A 16010-nucleotide genomic window follows, 5' to 3' on the forward strand; every position below is an offset into this window, starting at 1 on the left:
TTTCAAACTATCGGTTTGAGATATTATCGAAGATAGAAAAAACAGGCAAAGAAAAACGTTTGTTTTTCTTTGCCTGCGTTATTTTTCTGGCTTATTGGACAGTCATTTTTTTATTATAAACCACACTTCAACTGTGCATTGCAGTTGGTGCATGTGTTGCAGCCGCCCATTTCCTCGACGGTTCCTTGTCTACATACAGGGCATGTATCGCCGACTTCTGAACCGATTGTGACGTTTGTCGAACGCAAGTCTTGGATCGTGTTAACGAGTACGACTTTTCGTTGTTCAACGACTTCTTCCACATAATCAGAGTCCATTTCGTTTTCTTCGGCTTTCAGCGTAAGAACTTGCGAGTCGCGGCTGCCGTCGACATACACGGTGCCGCCTTTCGCTCCGCCTTTATAGAGACGCTCGTAGACACTTTCCACCTGCTCGACCGTATAGCCGCGTGGAGCGTTTACTGTTTTAGAAATCGAGCTGTCAATCCAGCGCTGGATGATGCACTGAACGTCTGCATGTGCTTCCGGTGCCAGGCTCATTGACGAAATAAACCATTCTGGAAGGTTGTCCGGATCAGCTTCCGGGTTACTTTGTAAATATTCCTCTACGATACCCGCTTTTACCTCGATGAATTTACCGAGACGTCCACTGCGGTAATACGTGAAGGAGAAATATGGTTCAAGGCCGGTTGATACGCCAACCATCGTTCCAGTGGATCCCGTAGGAGCAACTGTCAATAAATGGGAGTTTCTGATACCGTGTTCGAGAATTGCTTCACGGATATCTTCCGGCATTTTTTTCATGAATCCTGTATTGATGAACGCATTGCGGAGCGCTTTCGTTTCCTCTTCAGTGTTACCGATAAGGAACGGGAAGCTCCCCTTTTCTTTTGCAAGCTCGATTGATTCACGGTAAGCCGTTGTTGCAATCGTTTCGAATACTTTGTCGACAAGTTCGTTGCCCTCTTCTGAGCCATATTCTTTTTCACAGTAGATCAGTAGATCAGCAAGTCCCATGACGCCAAGTCCTACACGACGTTCACCGAGGGCTTGTACTTTATTTTCCTCAAGGAAATAAGGTGTCGCATCGATGACGTTGTCTTGCATACGGACACCGACACGGACGGTTTCTTTCAATTTATCGTAGTTCACTGTTTTTGTTTCTTTGTCCGCGAATTCAGCAAGGTTAACAGCAGCCAAATTACAGACACTGTAAGGTGCAAGAGGTTGCTCGCCACATGGGTTTGTTGCTACGACTTGCTGGCCGTATGCTTTTGCATTCGTTTCGTTATTCGCATTGTCGATAAAGAAAATGCCTGGCTCTGCGGAGTACGTTGCACAAATGTTAATGAGATCCCATAGTGCACGCGCTTTGATTGTCCGGTATACACGGACTTCATAACCTAGACGCTCCCATTCACGGACGTCTCCGACCTTATGCCACTCCTCATTATAAGCCGCCATCTCTTCAGGGGAGTATTTTTCAACTGCCGGGAAACGGAGCTCATAATCAGCATCTTGTTCTACAGCTTTCATGAAATCGTCTGTCAATGTGACTGAGATGTTAGCGCCTGTCAGGAATTCCGGATTGTGCACGGAATAAGTTCCTCCATCGCGTAATTTCGTTTCAGCGTCTTTCAAGATCGCTTCGTTGAAACCGCCCATTCCAGGGATTGTACGATAGTTGAGGATTCCTTGGTACATCGCTTCCTCTTGCGCCGTAAGCGGTTTAAATTTCAGTTTTTCATTTGCGAGCTTCTTAATCATTTCGTCTTCTGTATGTTCTAGAAGATAACGGAGAATCCTAGCATTCTGCATTTTTGAAATGATGAATTCGCAAATGTCTGGATGCCACCTAAATACCGTCCTTTTCAGGATATTTCTCTGCAAGAAGCAGACGGAGTAGACTATATCATCACCCTCAGCATTATCTGTTAGGGGTCGGGCGCTTCGGAAAGAACTGTATCTTCCCTACTCTACTTGCATTCACCGTGAATGCTTTCGTTAGTCGTTGAACCTTCACCTTAAACGGTGCTTGGCTGCGGATTGTCCAATGCCATTAATTTTTAAGCATTCACGCTCATCGTTTCCGATCACGTTGTAGCTTAATGGCCTCTAAGGAGTTCTTCGCAATTCACCCGATTTTCTAGTCGTCCATTGTCTGGACGACGCGGACTAGCATTGTCTTTAATCCGCTAACATAATCATCTGAGCTCCGCGTCTGGAGCCGCCTTGTTCGACAAGATGTGTCAATTTAGCAATATCATCGAGCCACGATACCGACCCGGATGATTTACCATTGACGCCGCGTGCTAATGTATTACGTGGTCGTAATGTGGAACCGTTCGTTCCAACACCTCCGCCACGGCTCATGATCTCCATCACCTGTTTACGGTGATCGGAAATACCTTCGCGGGAATCCGCCACGAACGGCATTACGTAACAGTTGAAGAATGTCACTTCAGTATCAGATCCAGCCCCGTATAATACACGGCCCGCCGGAATGAAGTTCATTTTGGAGAGTTGTCCATAGAACTGATCAAACGACTCCTTGCGCCGCTCTTCTGTCTTTTCGACAGATGCGAGCCCTGAAGCATTCCGTTTTGCAATCTGCTCGTAGAATACTTCAAGCGGCTTTTCAATGACTTCGATTGGTCTTGTTATTATGCCTGTTTCCTGATTTTCGGGATTGTCGATTGCAGAGCGGTATTCCTTTTCAATCCAAATATCCGCTTTTCCATTCTTCTCATCAAGCGCTGTGATGAAGCCAAGACCCCTCGCTGGAAACTTCGGATCTTCCTTTACAGTCAATACGACGAAATCGCCCGCCTTCAGCGTTTTCTTTTCGGTATCCTTAAAAGAATAACGATCGATCATGACAAGACGGGACACACCGCTGTGTTCGATTTTCATGTCTTCTGTAATTGGATGCACTTGCGGGAATTCGGCAATATCCGCATTCAACCGCGCCTTGTCCAGAATTGGTTCCTGATGCTTTGAAACAATTACCATTAACGCATCCTCCCTCTGGTTTATTTTTATAAACACAACATGTTGTGTTATTTCTCTTCCCTAATCTACTACATATTGAAACCTGTCGCAATGATAAGATTTAGAAGCGGAAAATCTAAAGTTGACCGTATGCGTTTCGCCGCAAAAAATAATTCAAAAGTACCGGTGTTATTTTTTAAAGTTCCAGTCTTTGTTCGCATATTTTCTTTCTTCAATTTCTTCGACATATAGGAGCTGCTCTTCCGAAAGCTCCATCGGTTGAAGCATGATATCCAATGCGGTTTCAAAGCCTTTCCCGAAAGCTCTGACACACTCTTCCACAGAGATATCACGATCAGTCAATCGATCGATGGCCACTGCTTTGTCCGGCAAGCTGTCGAGCATCCGCTTCCGACTTTCTTCGGATGGGAACTTGAATAACGATACGAGTTTATCCTCGTCCAAACCTAATAGGATCGCTCCATGTTGTAAAATTACACCCTTCTGCCGGGTTTGGGCGCTTCCTGCGACCTTTTTTCCTTCGACGACGAGTTCATACCAGCTTGGAGCATCGAAACAAACAGCGCTTTTCGGCTTTTTCAGGTTATCGCTTTGCTCCTTAGAGGCCGGCAATGAAAACTCGGCATGCAATCCTAGATTCCGGAAGCCCTCTAATAGACCGCCGGAAATGACGCGATACGCCTCTGTAACACTTTCGGGCATACCAGGGTAGTCTTCTGTTACGATAACGCTATATGTAAGTTCATGCTCGTGCAGGACGCCTCTTCCGCCGGTTGGCCGACGTACGAATCCGAGTCCGTGCTTCTCGACCGCATCCATGTTGATTTCCTTTTCAACACTTTGGAAATAACCGATTGACAACGTTGCCGGCTCCCATTCATAAAACCGCAGCACAGGACCGATCTCTCCCCTGCTATGCCATTCCAACAACGCTTCATCCAGCGCCATATTGTATGATGGAGAACATTTTCCTGAATTGATAAAATGCCAGATCGTCTTCCCCAAATCATTCCCCCCCTTATCCGCAATGCTTATCATTTTATCATTCCCATTGAACAAGTGCTACTCATTCTTTATAATGGAACTATAGAAAGAAAGGGGAAAATCGGTTGTGGATTATATTATTCTTGGGGCGGTAGTTCTCGCCATCATTTTGTATTTTGTCATTACAATGTTCCGTGTCAAAAAAGCAGTTACAAACCTAACACAGGAGCAATTCATCGAAGGATACCGAAAGGCTCAATTGATCGATGTACGTGAACCGAAAGAATATGAAGCGGGTCATATTTTAGGCGCCCGTAACATTCCTTATTCACAGTTCCGCCAGCGCTTTAAAGAAATCCGTCCGGACAAGCCTGTCTATCTTTATGATCAAAACGGCGGCAAAAGTTCACGGGCAGCCATGTATTTGAAGAAACGCGACTATACCCAACTCTACCAGCTGCAAGGCGGATTCCGCACTTGGACAGGCAAAGTGAAAAGCAAATAATCGTGTGAATAGACAAAGGAGAGACCCGGTTATAGGGCCTCTCCTTTCTTTATTCCTTATCAAACATTTACAGGCTCTTTCTCTTTTGTATATCTCAACACAGGTTGACGGGCAGCTTTCGTCTCGTCAAGACGGTTGATAACAGTTGTATGAGGGGCTTCCTGAACGATTTCAGGATTCTCTTCCGCTTCTTTCGCAATTTGAATCATTGTATCGATGAAGGAATCAAGCGTCTCCTTCGATTCCGTTTCTGTAGGCTCGATCATGATCGCCTCTTCAACATTCAGCGGGAAGTAGATTGTAGGCGGATGGAAGCCGAAGTCGAGCAACCGTTTCGCCATATCCAGTGTGCGTACGCCCAGTTTCTTCTGGCGACGGCCTGATAATACGAACTCATGCTTACAGTGCTGCGTGTAAGGCAGATCGAAATAAGGCTCCAGTCTGCGCATCATGTAGTTTGCATTCAACACCGCGTTTTCCGTGACAGCTTTCAAGCCATCCGGACCCATTGAACGGATATATGTGTATGCACGCAAATAGATGCCGAAGTTGCCGTAGAAAGGTTTGACACGCCCGATTGATTGAGGAACGTCATATTTGAATGTATATCGGTCATCCTCTTTGACGAGTATCGGTTTCGGCAAGAACGGAGCCAATTCCTTCGTTACGCCGACAGGACCTGAACCCGGTCCGCCGCCACCGTGAGGACCTGTAAATGTCTTATGCAAATTCAAGTGGACCGCATCGAAGCCCATGTCTCCGGGACGCGCCTTAGCCATGACGGCGTTCAAGTTTGCACCATCATAGTACAATTTACCGCCTACGCCATGTACAATTTCAGCCATTTGAAGAATATCTTCTTCGAAGAGACCTAATGTATTCGGATTCGTAAGCATGAGAGCAGCTGTATCCGGACCGACCTTCGATTTCAGATCATCGATATCGACAAGGCCGAATTCATTGGACTTGACTGTTACTGTATCAAAGCCCGCTACTGTAGCGGAAGCAGGGTTTGTACCATGCGCGGAGTCCGGTACAAGCACCTTCGTACGGTGAGATTCTCCATTCGCTTCGTGGAATGCACGGATCATCATGAGCGCAGTCCATTCCCCATGTGCACCTGCAGCTGGTTGAAGTGTCACTTCATCCATTCCGGTAATTTCTTCAAGATGTACCTGTAGGTCATACATCATTTCCATTGCACCTTGGACAGTCGATTCATCTTGTAATGGGTGGATATGTGCAAAACCAGGGAACCTTGCCACTGCCTCATTGATTTTCGGATTATACTTCATCGTACAAGATCCAAGTGGATAGAAACCGGTGTCGACTCCGTGGTTACGATTGGATAATGCTGTATAATGACGCATAATATCAAGCTCTGAAACTTCTGGAAGTTCAGGTGATTCCTCTCTGAGAAGACCTTCCGGCAAATGGCTGGAAAGATCGATTTCAGGAACATCCAGCTCAGGCAAGCTATAGCCGATTCGGCCTGCTTTTGTAATTTCAAAAATGAGCGGTTGGTTGTCTTTATGCATGAAGGGCCTCCATTTCCTGCACAAGTGCATCGATTTCTTCTTTTGTACGTTGTTCCGTAACGGCAATCAAAACGTGGTTGGAAAGTTCTGGATACGTCAACCCAAGATCATATCCTCCGATGAAACCTTTTTCAAGAAGCTTCGCATTCACTTCTTTGACCGGTTTCTTAAGTGCCACGACAATTTCATTGAAATGGTATCCGCCATATTTCACTTCGAATCCAGCTTTCTCAAAAGCACTTTTCGCATATGCGGTTTTCGCTATGTTTTGGTATGCAATTTCCTTTGTACCCGCTTTTCCTAAGGCTGTCATCGCAACCGAAGCTGCAAGGGCATTCAATGCTTGGTTCGAACAGATATTGGATGTCGCCTTGTCGCGTCGGATATGCTGCTCACGTGCTTGAAGCGTCAATACGTATCCGCGTCTGCCTTCGCTGTCAGTAGTTTCCCCTACCAATCTTCCTGGCATTTTACGCATCAACTTTTTCGTAGTTGCAAAGTATCCACAATGCGGGCCGCCGAACTGTTCGGAAATGCCGAACGGCTGTGCATCACCTACTGTAATATCCGCGCCTAACTTCCCTGGAGGCGTCAATACACCGAGCGCTAGAGGATTCGCCGATACAACTAACAATCCGCCTTTGGCATGAGTGATATCTCCAATTTTTTGGATGTCTTCCACCTGTCCGAAGAAGTTCGGATACTGGACGAGAACTGCTGCAGTATTATCATCAAGCAATTCCTCGAGCTCTGCCATATCCGTCACACCATCTTTATGAGGAATCGTTACAACATCGATAAATTGACCTGCCGCGTAAGAAGCAACTACGTCCCGCGCTTCAGGGTGGACCGTTTCAGAAACGAGAATTTTCGTGCGGCGTGTATGTCCTGCCGCCATCGTCCCAGCTTCAGCCAGAGAAGTGCCGCCGTCATACATCGATGAGTTGGCAATATCCATGCCCGTCAATTCACAAATCATCGTTTGGAATTCAAAGATGGCTTGCAATTCCCCTTGAGAAATTTCCGGTTGGTAAGGTGTATAGGCTGTATAGAATTCGGAGCGCGAAATGACATGGTCAACGATGATCGGTTTATAATGATCATACACACCCGCCCCTAAGAAAGATGCATACGTGCGCGCATCCGCATTTTTTGCTGCAAGTTGTGCAAGCTCCTTCGTCAATGCAGACTCCGCTTTCGCTGGTTTAATATTCAATTCGCCTTTAAAACGGACTTTCTCCGGAATATCTTCAAAAAGCTCATCAACTGTTGCAATCCCGATTGCTGATAGCATTTCTTCACGATCGGTCTCCGTCATAGGAATATAACGATGCTTCATATCAACATGTCTCCTCTTCATTCAATTATCGTTTATAGAAAGGTGTGGCAATCAAAACCGCTTTCAGACGTTTGCCACGGATTTCAACTTCCACTTCAGTTCCTTCAGCTGTATGCTCCGTTGCAAGAAGTGCGAATCCGATATTCTTTTTGAGTGTAGGCGATTGGGTTCCTGTAGTGACTTCCCCGATCTCTTCGTCGCCAATGAAAACTTTATAGCCTGTCCGCGGTATTCCTTTATCGATCATTTCAAGTCCGACCAGTTTCCTTGGAACACCATTCTCTTTTTGTGCAGCAAGCACTTCTTTACCTATGAAATCTGCTTCCTTATTCAACTTCACGACAAAACCAAGGCCTGTTTCCAGCGGAGTGATATCCTTCGATAATTCCTGGCCGTAAAGTGGCAGTCCCGCTTCGAAGCGTAGAGTATCGCGGGCGCCTAAACCGGCGGGAACCACGCCTTCCTCTTCTCCGGCTTCCAAAATGACCGGCCATAGGGCGACCATTGAATCTGGTGATCCATAGATTTCGAAACCGTCTTCGCCGGTATATCCTGTACGGGAAATAAGAACATTGTGTCCTGCGACATCAACATTTTCTTTGAAACGGAAGAACTTGATTTCATCTAGTGGTTCTGCGGTCAATTTCTGCAATATTTCCTGCGCTTTCGGGCCTTGCAATGCCAGCAGGCCAAATTCGTCGGAACGGTCATCGATGACCACATCCCCCGCCACATGCTGCTTCATCCATTCAACATCTTTTTCAATGTTGGAAGCGTTCACAACTAGAAGATAGTCATTCTCTTTCCTTTTGTAGATGAGAAGATCATCTACTGTACCGCCATTTTCATAACACATTGCAGTGTATTGAGCTTGACCGTCCTTCAATTTGGAGACATCATTTGTAACCAACCCTTGCAGGAAGGGAAGTGAATCTGGGCCAGAGACAAAAACTTCACCCATATGCGATACGTCAAATAGGCCAGCTTTCGTTCGGACAGCTTCATGTTCGGCCTTAATGCTTGAAAACTGAACCGGCAATTCCCAACCACCGAAATCAATCGTTTTTCCACCGTACTGTTGATAACTATCAAATAGTGCAGTGCGTTTCAAAGTTCCTGTCAAAGTCATATCCCCCTTGAATTGAATGATGAAAAAAAGACAGAAGTCCCCTTGTAATAAGAGAACCTCTGTCCATGTACCTGAAAGTTTGACCTTGCGGCTTTCCTCTTTGGTGGCCGAAAATATCGGCGCTCTCCAGAGACGCGTCATGAATGAGTCTTTTTGCCTGAGAGATTCATAACTTCCGTTACTTGCTCCTTCGGCGACGCCTAATGCGTGCTCTCCCCATCCAATCATCCGCCATATTCAATTAAAAATAAAATGAGTAAAATTCGGACAAGTAACTGCCCTTTCGCCTCATATCTTAACATTTTATTTTTAATAGTGCAATCCTTTTTCAGGTATTATTAAATTTCCGAACGTTAGCAACCCAAAACGACTAAACGTTCGTGTTACAATCGCCTGATATTTCAGTTCTCGCTCATTCAATAGTCAATCTAGCAATCTGAGACGCAATATACTGAGTAATCTCATTCAATGACCTGTGTGTCGTTTCGACTTTAAAATGTGCGCTTTGCAAATATAGCGGCTTCCTCTTATGAAAGAGCTTCTCCAATTCATGTCTGGAAGATCGCTGAACAATCGGTCTGTTGCTATCTGTGGAAATCCTTCGCCAAATATCACGGAATGTTGAATTCAAGAAAAAGACAAGGCCTGTCCTTCTCATGATTCTCCTGTTCTCCTCTCTCATGGCAACACCGCCGCCGGTCGCAATGATGCAATAGCTGTCATGGAAATTGCGCAGGAATTCGGTTTCCATTTCCCTGAACCCGTCCTCGCCGTAAGTTTCGAAGATTTGAGGGATTGTCATTCCTGTCTGATTGACAATTTCCGTATCCATATCGTAAAAAGGCAAATTCAGCAATGTCCCCAGCCGCTTGCCTATGGCACTCTTTCCGCTTCCCATAAAACCGACCAAGTATACTCTCTTCATATCTCTACCCGCCTTGCCTCATCAACTTTGATGTTTCTTTCTCGTAATGGAGTTCAATTGAATCGTAAGTTCTGTATAGATTACTATGCCACGAAACAATAGTAAATAGAAAGAGGCTGACGAGAAATAATAAGATTAACGAAGCGGCCAATATGACTCCTTGCTCATTCCTGACGAAACCCAATAGCTAACCTCCTTTCCCGCTTCTGTCCGTCAAGCATTGTCACTTCCATATTGAGTTCATATCCTTCATGACTAAAAGCCACACTGGAGATGTTCGTGAAGAGAGGGATATACCCTGTTTTATTAATCAATTTCCGAATAACAGAACCACTTTGGCCAACTTCGATCCTCCCTCTTTCAGTTGTGAATGAAATGGCCCTCTCGCCTAAATGAACATCGAAATTGTCGACATCAACCAACAATGCTTGCAAATCGATTGCAAAAAGTTCCCACTCAGTCGAATAATAGTCTTGTAATTGCCGTTCGATCGGTAGTTTCCAATAAAAGAACAAGACGAAAAAATGAAGGAATATGCCCATAATCAACAATTGAAACAACACATCCAGTAAAGAGTATCCCGACTCATCGCGGAGTTTCAGAATGCTAGGCATTTCGAGAATTCCCGTTCTATGTAATGGTAGGTTACACAGACGCCTTCACTTTCGACAGACCAGTTATATAAAGTCTTCTCTACCCGGTTTGTTCCTGACACCATTCCGTAGGAACGATAGAGTATCGCGCCGTGATAGGCAGATTCCGCTGCATGCATGCCGAGCTTCTTCACTTCTAAACGTGAAGACACATGTGAATACATAGGCAACAGCGTTCCAAAAATAACTGTTAGAATAACAAGGGATAAAATTGATTCCGGCCATGAATACCCTTTCTCATTGATCATAGACGAGCACCCTCCCGTGCTGTAGTTGCAAAGTCAATCGTTTGTCACCGGTCGATGTTCGCAATACGACCGTTCCAGGATTGATGATATGGCCTTTCGGATGAAACTCAATTGCACTTATCCGATTGCCGCTTACCCAACGCATGCCATCGGGAAAATCAATGGTGGAATATGTCACTGTACTAGGTGCATACAAACTATAGGAACTACCGGAATTCCGAAATTTGATTGCTGTGTATGTTTCATTCGCCATCGCAAATGCCTGGGCATGGTGAATCGTCGCTATAAATGCATACAGTGCTTCTTCCTCGCTTTGTCTCGTTATCCATCGATCACCGATAGGGAGTATAACAGCAGTCAAAATTGCGACGACACTCAACACCAAAAGCATCTCCAGGAATGTGAAGCCGTTTTCGTCAGTTTTCATTATTGCTTAAGACCCGGCACTGTAACTATACCTCCATCAATAGAAACTACAGATCCATTCGGGCACTTCGCACCATTTGGCAAATAACCCTCTCTCTCCAAATCTTCAAGGCTCGGATTAACATGCTTCTCCATCTTGTAAGCAGCAACCTGTCCTTCAACCATTTTCACATATGCCGCACACCCCTTGTCATCGATCGACTTCGAATGCTTTGTCACGTTCGGTATTGCGATCAGAACCAGAACGGAAATGATGAGCAATACGATCATCATCTCTATTAACGTGAATCCCTCTTCTTCCTTGACTAGTTTCAATCCGTCCCTCCTCCTTAAAAATTGTCAAATGTACTGTAAACCGGCAGGAGCAATGCAAGATATGCAGCCAAGATGCAGACGGCCAGTATTGTAAACAATATTGGCTGCAGCAACGCAAGCCATCTTGCCATTTCCTCTTCAATCATGTCATGAAGATTTTCACTGAATAGCAGAAGTTCCTTTCCCAAGTGCCCCGTATCTGAACCATGTTTCGCGTAGGCGCATAACTCCTTTCGAAGCCCAACTGTCAGCAGGATTGCCGTATCAAAATTCTCCCCGAAGATAACATGCCCTTTGATGGTTTTTGCGATCTCGCCTAGGATGGGATCGACTTCTTGCTCAACTAATACTTCAAGTGAATCCTGCATAGAAAGTCCCGAATGAAGAAGGCCTCCGATATCTCCTGCAAAATCCCTTGTTTTCCATTTCGAAAACAGAGATCCGACAAACGGAACTCGCAGGAGAAAACGCATTTTTCCGGACGGTGATAACCTGCGATAGATAAGATTTCCAATGCAAGATGTTACGAGAATAAACACTCCGAATCCGAGCGTTACATCGGGAATTTTCGATACAAGGTGTGGGAGCAAAGAAACAAAACCGGTTCCAGTTTCATTCCTTGCTACAGCCATCGCTTGCAGATTCGGAAGGAAATAGCTCCTGAATACTATCAGGAAGATTGTCAGAAAGAAAAAGAGAATGGTTGGATAGAGCAATAGACTGCGCAGTTTCTTCTTTCTTTCTTGAGATTGCTTCATCCTCTCTGCAATTCCTTTCAAGGCTTCCGCCAATCTTCCATCCACTTCCGAGATGATGACAGGTAAAAGGATGTTTGAAGAGAACCCAAGCCTTCTGAGAATATCTGTTACGCCAAGTCCATCCTTTAAATCCTTTTCCGTCTGAGCCAGAAGTTCACTGTATTGTTTGGAATGATGCGGCATAAGCAGAACCAACCCGTCATGGAATGTGTAGCCCTCTTGCATGAGGAGTGAAAGCCTACCTAAAAATGCAGGCCGGTTCTCAATTCGATGCATCGGGCGTTTAAAGAGTCGTTTTCCGAGCTTACCCACTGGATATCGTTTTCTTCATGCTATATTTTGTTAAGATGGCTTCTATCGTCATTTCTTTTGGCACTGTTACATGCTCGCCTGAAATGATCCCATCAGCGATGGCTTCCAATAGATCGCCTTGTAAAATCTCAAATACCGCACCAATATTGCCATCTGCTTTCCTAATAAGACGCTGTGCGGATATGCAAACGACCGTTTGCCTTAATTCCTCCGGGGTTATTCCGAAATCCATCATCCTATAGAAGCAGCCTTCCGGATCTTTCGAGTGGACCGTCGTCAATACTAGGTGCCCCGTAAGCGCAGCCGCGACCGCTGTTTTAGCAGTCTCTGAATCTCTGATCTCCCCGATCATGATGACGTCAGGGGAATGTCTCAGTATCGCTTTTAACCCCGCGGCATAGGTCATACCGGATCTTTCATTTACCTGTATTTGAAGAAGATGAGAATGGTTGTTTTCGACCGGATCTTCAAGGGAAATCACATGTCGTTCCAGCTGATTGACACAATGAGCAGTGAGAGAGTAGATCGTCGTCGTCTTCCCGCTGCCAGTAGGACCGGTCAACAAGATCAGCCCTTGCCTCTCTTCTGCGGCGCGACGAAGCTTCTGTTCCCAGGCGTACTCGATGCAGAGCTTATCGAGAGGGACAATTTGATCATGCCTTTGAATACGGATGACGACACTTTCTTTCATTTGGATAGAGGGAATTGTCGATACACGAAACGAAAAATTCTCGTTTTGCATTTTCTTGTGAAATGAACCACTTTGGGGTTTTCGTTTATCACTGATATCTAAGGAGGAGAGAAATTTATAAAAGGAGATCATACGGGCGGCCAACTGTGGGGGAAATGTGCCGGACCGTTCAAGTCTTGAATTCTTTTTGAAACAAATATCATACCGATCTTGCAGCGGAACGAGGTGGATGTCTGTCGCCTTATTGGCAATCGCCCGCTCCAAAAGTTCGAAACATTTTTTCTCAATAAGATTATTACGGTTTTCCATTGAACACCCCTCTTTCAATCTATTACGCCTCGGCTTACTCGTCGTTTTTGAATTGCGCTGCATCCTAAATTTGTGACATCCGCAGGTGGCTATATCTTGATTCGGCAGGAATACCCGCTTTATCAAGATAGAGGCGAAAGACCGCTTTTCACCTTACAACGAGTATACGGTGAACGCTTCGAAAAAGGAATACTTCTAAGTGAATTCGATTTTCAAGTGTCCTTTCCGGCTTGAATTTAATTTTTATATGGCGTTTTCGGCTCAAAAGTGATTTTTGAACTAATCGGAGCAATATGCGGTCCATTCATTTGTCACAATGTCGACTTGATAGGAGTTTACATTTCGAACTGTTATCCATTATAATGAATTAGAGATCTTTGTATTGTTTTACGTTAAGGAGGGACGCACTTATGGATAACATGTTCAAGCTATGCGGTTTTTGGACTGGCATTTTCGCTGTAATGTTTTTCGTCGGCGATATGATGACAGCTTCCGTCATTTTCATCGCTAGCACTATTTTCTTCCTGTTGCTTGGATATTTGAATCTGACAGAGCGTATGTATATGTACATGTTTGGAGCTTACCTGATGATTTTCATGGTAGGATTCAGCTATTATGCGACATTCATTCACGTACCAGGTGCAGGACATTAATCGTCCTAAAAAGAAAAAACAGCCCATCCGGCTGTTTTTTTCTTTAGGAGAAACCATTCAAAAACGGGTTCATGTCCTTTTCCTCTCCAGGAGTTGTCGACGCGCCGTGACCAGGGTAGACGACAAAGTCATCATCCAATGTCAATAGTTTGTTATGGATGGACTGAAGCAGCGTCTTCGTATCGCCTCCAGGAAGATCCGTCCGACCTATGCTTCCTTTGAAGAGAGTATCACCTACAATAGCTATTTGCGCATCCTTGAAGATAAAAGAGACGCTGCCGGGAGAATGTCCCGGTGTGTGGCGCACCTCTAATTCGAAGGAACCAATTTCCATTTCCCCTTCTTGCAGAAAGTGATCCGCCGCACCATTTCTTACAAGCGGCAGGCCTGGATACCTTGATGATCCGTTTGCATCCGGGTTGCTAAGCCAATCACGTTCGGCTTCGTGAATATGGACCGGTAGATTAAAATGATTCCGAACCTGATCCACTGCACCAATATGATCGAAGTGGGCGTGCGTCAACATGATTGCAAGCGGTTTGCCATTTGTCTTCTCTATTTCAGCAATAATGCGTTCCCCTTCTTCTCCCGGGTCAATCACTAAACATTCGCGATCACGATTGTAGATCAAATAACAGTTCGTCTGAATTGGACCCAATGGATATGTACGTATTTCCAACAACTTTCACACCTCCTATCCATGATAGTAATGAACTTCCGGCCGGAATTCAAACAATCGTCATTTATATACCTCGACAAAATATGAAGGAAACAGTACAATAGAGAAGGAATATTGCTAAATCGGCATTCATTTTTTCTCTGTTGAAAGGAGTGTCTTCCACATGAACATCTTAATGGTAATTTTCGGACTCGTTGCGATCTTCGCTGTCATCGGTACTGTACAAGCTTTCAAGGAGCGTAATGTGCTGAGCATTTTGTTCAATCTTGGGGCTGCCGTTATTTTCGGCGGTTTTACAATCGCGACGATTGTCTTCCAAGGATATCCGCCTGCGCTTCACTGATTAGTATTTGTTTTGAAAAACATCCCCTGCATCGATTTGCAGGGGATGTTTTTTAGTTATCGAATTCAATCCACTTATACTTTTTCTTCGCATCCACTTCAATCAACTCATCCGATGTATAGCCGGTTAGGCAATATCGGCCGGATGGAGAGCATTTCAACGGGCTCGCATCCAATCCCTGTACAAGCAACTCAGGAACTCCTTCTTCAAGGTGGTATAAATTAAACCCCGTACCCATTTCATCAAGCTGACCGCTTTTTGCTGCACCTTTGAACATCATTCGCTTCCCGTCAAGCCACTCAATTGAGGGAACAACCCACTCCGAATAGTTGCTGACAGAGGGCAATGACCACTCAGAAATAATAGTGCCCTCAAGATCTCTGATCGTGTACGCAAAAACTTCCGTATCGACAACTTGAACGGCAACAAATGAATCCTCAAATATATCGAAGTAAATTGCGTTTTCTATGTTTTTCGGCTCGATAAAACCTGTATCCAATTGGAATAGCTGCGCCTCTCCTCCATCAAGCGGATGACCTTTGAACATCATGCTCATTAGCCATTCATCGCCTGCCCATTTAGGAAAAGGATCATCCAAATTCACGATGGATAGGTTATCATCGCGGCCATTGAAGGCGAAAAGGTCAAAGGACCAGTCTTCGTAAAAAGCAGTAAAAAGAATTTTTTCCGGGTTCGAGCGATTCCATTCAATCGCAAGCTCCGTCGAATCAATTTCCACTTGATGTTGGACTGTGCCATCCAGTTGAATCATTTTAACAACTGCTGAATTTGCCTGTTCACTCGTATGTATTAAAAGGTATTGACGGGAAGGGTGGACAAGGACATCGGTAATAAACGATTCATCCTCATACACGAGATGGGTTTCACCCGTTTCAATATCAAAATAATTCAGTTGGTAAAAGCCTTCACTTTTCTCTACGTACAATATTTGAGTGTCACTCATCCAATCCGCAATGAAATGAAAGGTCGAAGGGTCTGCATTAAACACATAAGGAGTCTGCGTCTCGGATGGCTCTTCGGCAAAATCTGTCGGTTCTTCAATATCAGGCTGAACAGAAGGCGGTTCCTTCTGTTCCGAACAAGCTGACATGAGTAAGACGCTCATCACAAGCAGATACCATACTCTTTTCATCTGTCAATGCCCCCTTCCCTCAATCACCCAAAAAAATAT

Annotated in this window: 16 protein-coding genes, 1 pseudogene and 1 riboswitch; of the genes and pseudogenes, 3 read left to right on the plus strand and 14 right to left on the minus strand. The window is 44.9% G+C overall.

What is annotated here, in order from left to right; genetic code table 11:
* Window positions 1-113: 113 nt before the first annotated feature.
* Both M3193_RS16860 and M3193_RS04230 read right to left on the minus strand, forming a co-directional pair.
* Window positions 114-3011, minus strand: a pseudogene (locus tag M3193_RS16860) (vitamin B12-dependent ribonucleotide reductase).
* A gap of 168 nt (window positions 3012-3179) precedes the next feature.
* Complete coding sequence (locus tag M3193_RS04230) at window positions 3180-4049, minus strand: lipoate--protein ligase family protein (protein ID WP_285851799.1); 870 nt, start codon at window positions 4047-4049, stop codon at window positions 3180-3182.
* Window positions 4050-4182: 133 nt separating this feature from the next.
* Between M3193_RS04230 and M3193_RS04235 the strand changes: the two genes are divergently transcribed.
* Entirely contained in the window at window positions 4183-4500 is a 318-nt protein-coding gene (locus M3193_RS04235) for a rhodanese-like domain-containing protein (RefSeq protein WP_285847111.1), read from the plus strand.
* A gap of 59 nt (window positions 4501-4559) precedes the next feature.
* Here the strand turns inward: M3193_RS04235 and gcvPB are convergent, their stop codons facing one another.
* The 10 genes from gcvPB to comGA all read right to left on the minus strand — a co-directional run bounded on the left by gcvPB (window position 4560) and on the right by comGA (window position 13143).
* Window positions 4560-6038 carry an aminomethyl-transferring glycine dehydrogenase subunit GcvPB gene (gene gcvPB / locus M3193_RS04240; protein ID WP_251624524.1) on the minus strand — a complete coding sequence of 493 codons (1479 nt, stop codon included), beginning with the start codon at window positions 6036-6038 and terminating at the stop codon, window positions 4560-4562.
* Complete coding sequence (gcvPA, locus tag M3193_RS04245) at window positions 6031-7377, minus strand: aminomethyl-transferring glycine dehydrogenase subunit GcvPA (protein ID WP_251624525.1); 1347 nt, start codon at window positions 7375-7377, stop codon at window positions 6031-6033. Before gcvPA ends, gcvPB begins: the two co-directional genes overlap by 8 nt.
* A 25-nt stretch (window positions 7378-7402) precedes the next feature.
* Complete coding sequence (gene gcvT / locus M3193_RS04250) at window positions 7403-8506, minus strand: glycine cleavage system aminomethyltransferase GcvT (protein ID WP_251624526.1); 1104 nt, start codon at window positions 8504-8506, stop codon at window positions 7403-7405.
* 135 nt (window positions 8507-8641) lie between these two features.
* Window positions 8642-8734: riboswitch (glycine riboswitch) on the minus strand.
* Between the two features lie 184 nt (window positions 8735-8918).
* Window positions 8919-9431 (minus strand): shikimate kinase, encoded by a 513-nt coding sequence (locus M3193_RS04255; protein ID WP_251624527.1) that lies wholly within the window; start codon window positions 9429-9431, stop codon window positions 8919-8921.
* Window positions 9432-9595: 164 nt separating this feature from the next.
* Window positions 9596-10045 (minus strand): ComGF family competence protein, encoded by a 450-nt coding sequence (locus M3193_RS04260; RefSeq protein WP_251624528.1) that lies wholly within the window; start codon window positions 10043-10045, stop codon window positions 9596-9598.
* On the minus strand, window positions 10030-10332 hold the full coding sequence (locus M3193_RS04265) for a hypothetical protein (protein WP_251624529.1): 303 nt from the start codon (window positions 10330-10332) through the stop codon (window positions 10030-10032). The genes M3193_RS04260 and M3193_RS04265 overlap by 16 nt, the downstream gene beginning before the upstream one ends.
* Window positions 10322-10759, minus strand: a complete 438-nt coding sequence (gene comGD / locus M3193_RS04270) for a competence type IV pilus minor pilin ComGD (RefSeq protein ID WP_251624530.1) — start codon at window positions 10757-10759, stop codon at window positions 10322-10324. The genes M3193_RS04265 and comGD overlap by 11 nt, the downstream gene beginning before the upstream one ends.
* Window positions 10759-11073, minus strand: coding sequence for a competence type IV pilus major pilin ComGC (gene comGC, locus M3193_RS04275; protein ID WP_285851800.1), 315 nt, complete (start codon window positions 11071-11073; stop codon window positions 10759-10761). The genes comGD and comGC overlap by 1 nt, the downstream gene beginning before the upstream one ends.
* A 14-nt stretch (window positions 11074-11087) precedes the next feature.
* A complete protein-coding gene (comGB, locus tag M3193_RS04280) occupies window positions 11088-12143 on the minus strand; it encodes a competence type IV pilus assembly protein ComGB (RefSeq protein WP_251624531.1) in 1056 nt (351 codons plus the stop codon).
* Window positions 12136-13143 (minus strand): competence type IV pilus ATPase ComGA, encoded by a 1008-nt coding sequence (gene comGA, locus M3193_RS04285; protein WP_251624532.1) that lies wholly within the window; start codon window positions 13141-13143, stop codon window positions 12136-12138. The genes comGB and comGA overlap by 8 nt, the downstream gene beginning before the upstream one ends.
* Before the next feature lie 410 nt (window positions 13144-13553).
* Here comGA and M3193_RS04290 point away from each other — a divergent pair, with 410 nt between their 5' ends.
* Entirely contained in the window at window positions 13554-13796 is a 243-nt protein-coding gene (locus M3193_RS04290; RefSeq protein ID WP_251624533.1) for a DUF2626 family protein, read from the plus strand.
* A gap of 43 nt (window positions 13797-13839) precedes the next feature.
* On the opposite strand, the gene M3193_RS04295 is transcribed toward M3193_RS04290, so the two are convergent.
* A complete protein-coding gene (locus M3193_RS04295; protein ID WP_251624534.1) occupies window positions 13840-14478 on the minus strand; it encodes an MBL fold metallo-hydrolase in 639 nt (212 codons plus the stop codon).
* A gap of 160 nt (window positions 14479-14638) precedes the next feature.
* Between M3193_RS04295 and M3193_RS04300 the strand changes: the two genes are divergently transcribed.
* Window positions 14639-14818: a DUF2759 domain-containing protein gene (locus M3193_RS04300; protein ID WP_251624535.1), complete on the plus strand. Its 180-nt coding sequence runs from the start codon at window positions 14639-14641 to the stop codon at window positions 14816-14818.
* A 52-nt stretch (window positions 14819-14870) separates the two neighbouring features.
* Here the strand turns inward: M3193_RS04300 and M3193_RS04305 are convergent, their stop codons facing one another.
* The gene (locus M3193_RS04305; protein ID WP_251624536.1) at window positions 14871-15971 is read right to left on the minus strand and encodes a hypothetical protein; all 1101 of its coding nucleotides are present in this window, start codon (window positions 15969-15971) and stop codon (window positions 14871-14873) included.
* Between the last annotated feature and the right edge of the window lie 39 nt (window positions 15972-16010).

It is taken from the genome of Sporosarcina luteola (genome assembly GCF_023715585.1).
In the GTDB taxonomy this organism is placed as follows: Bacteria; Bacillota; Bacilli; order Bacillales_A; family Planococcaceae; genus Sporosarcina; species Sporosarcina luteola_D.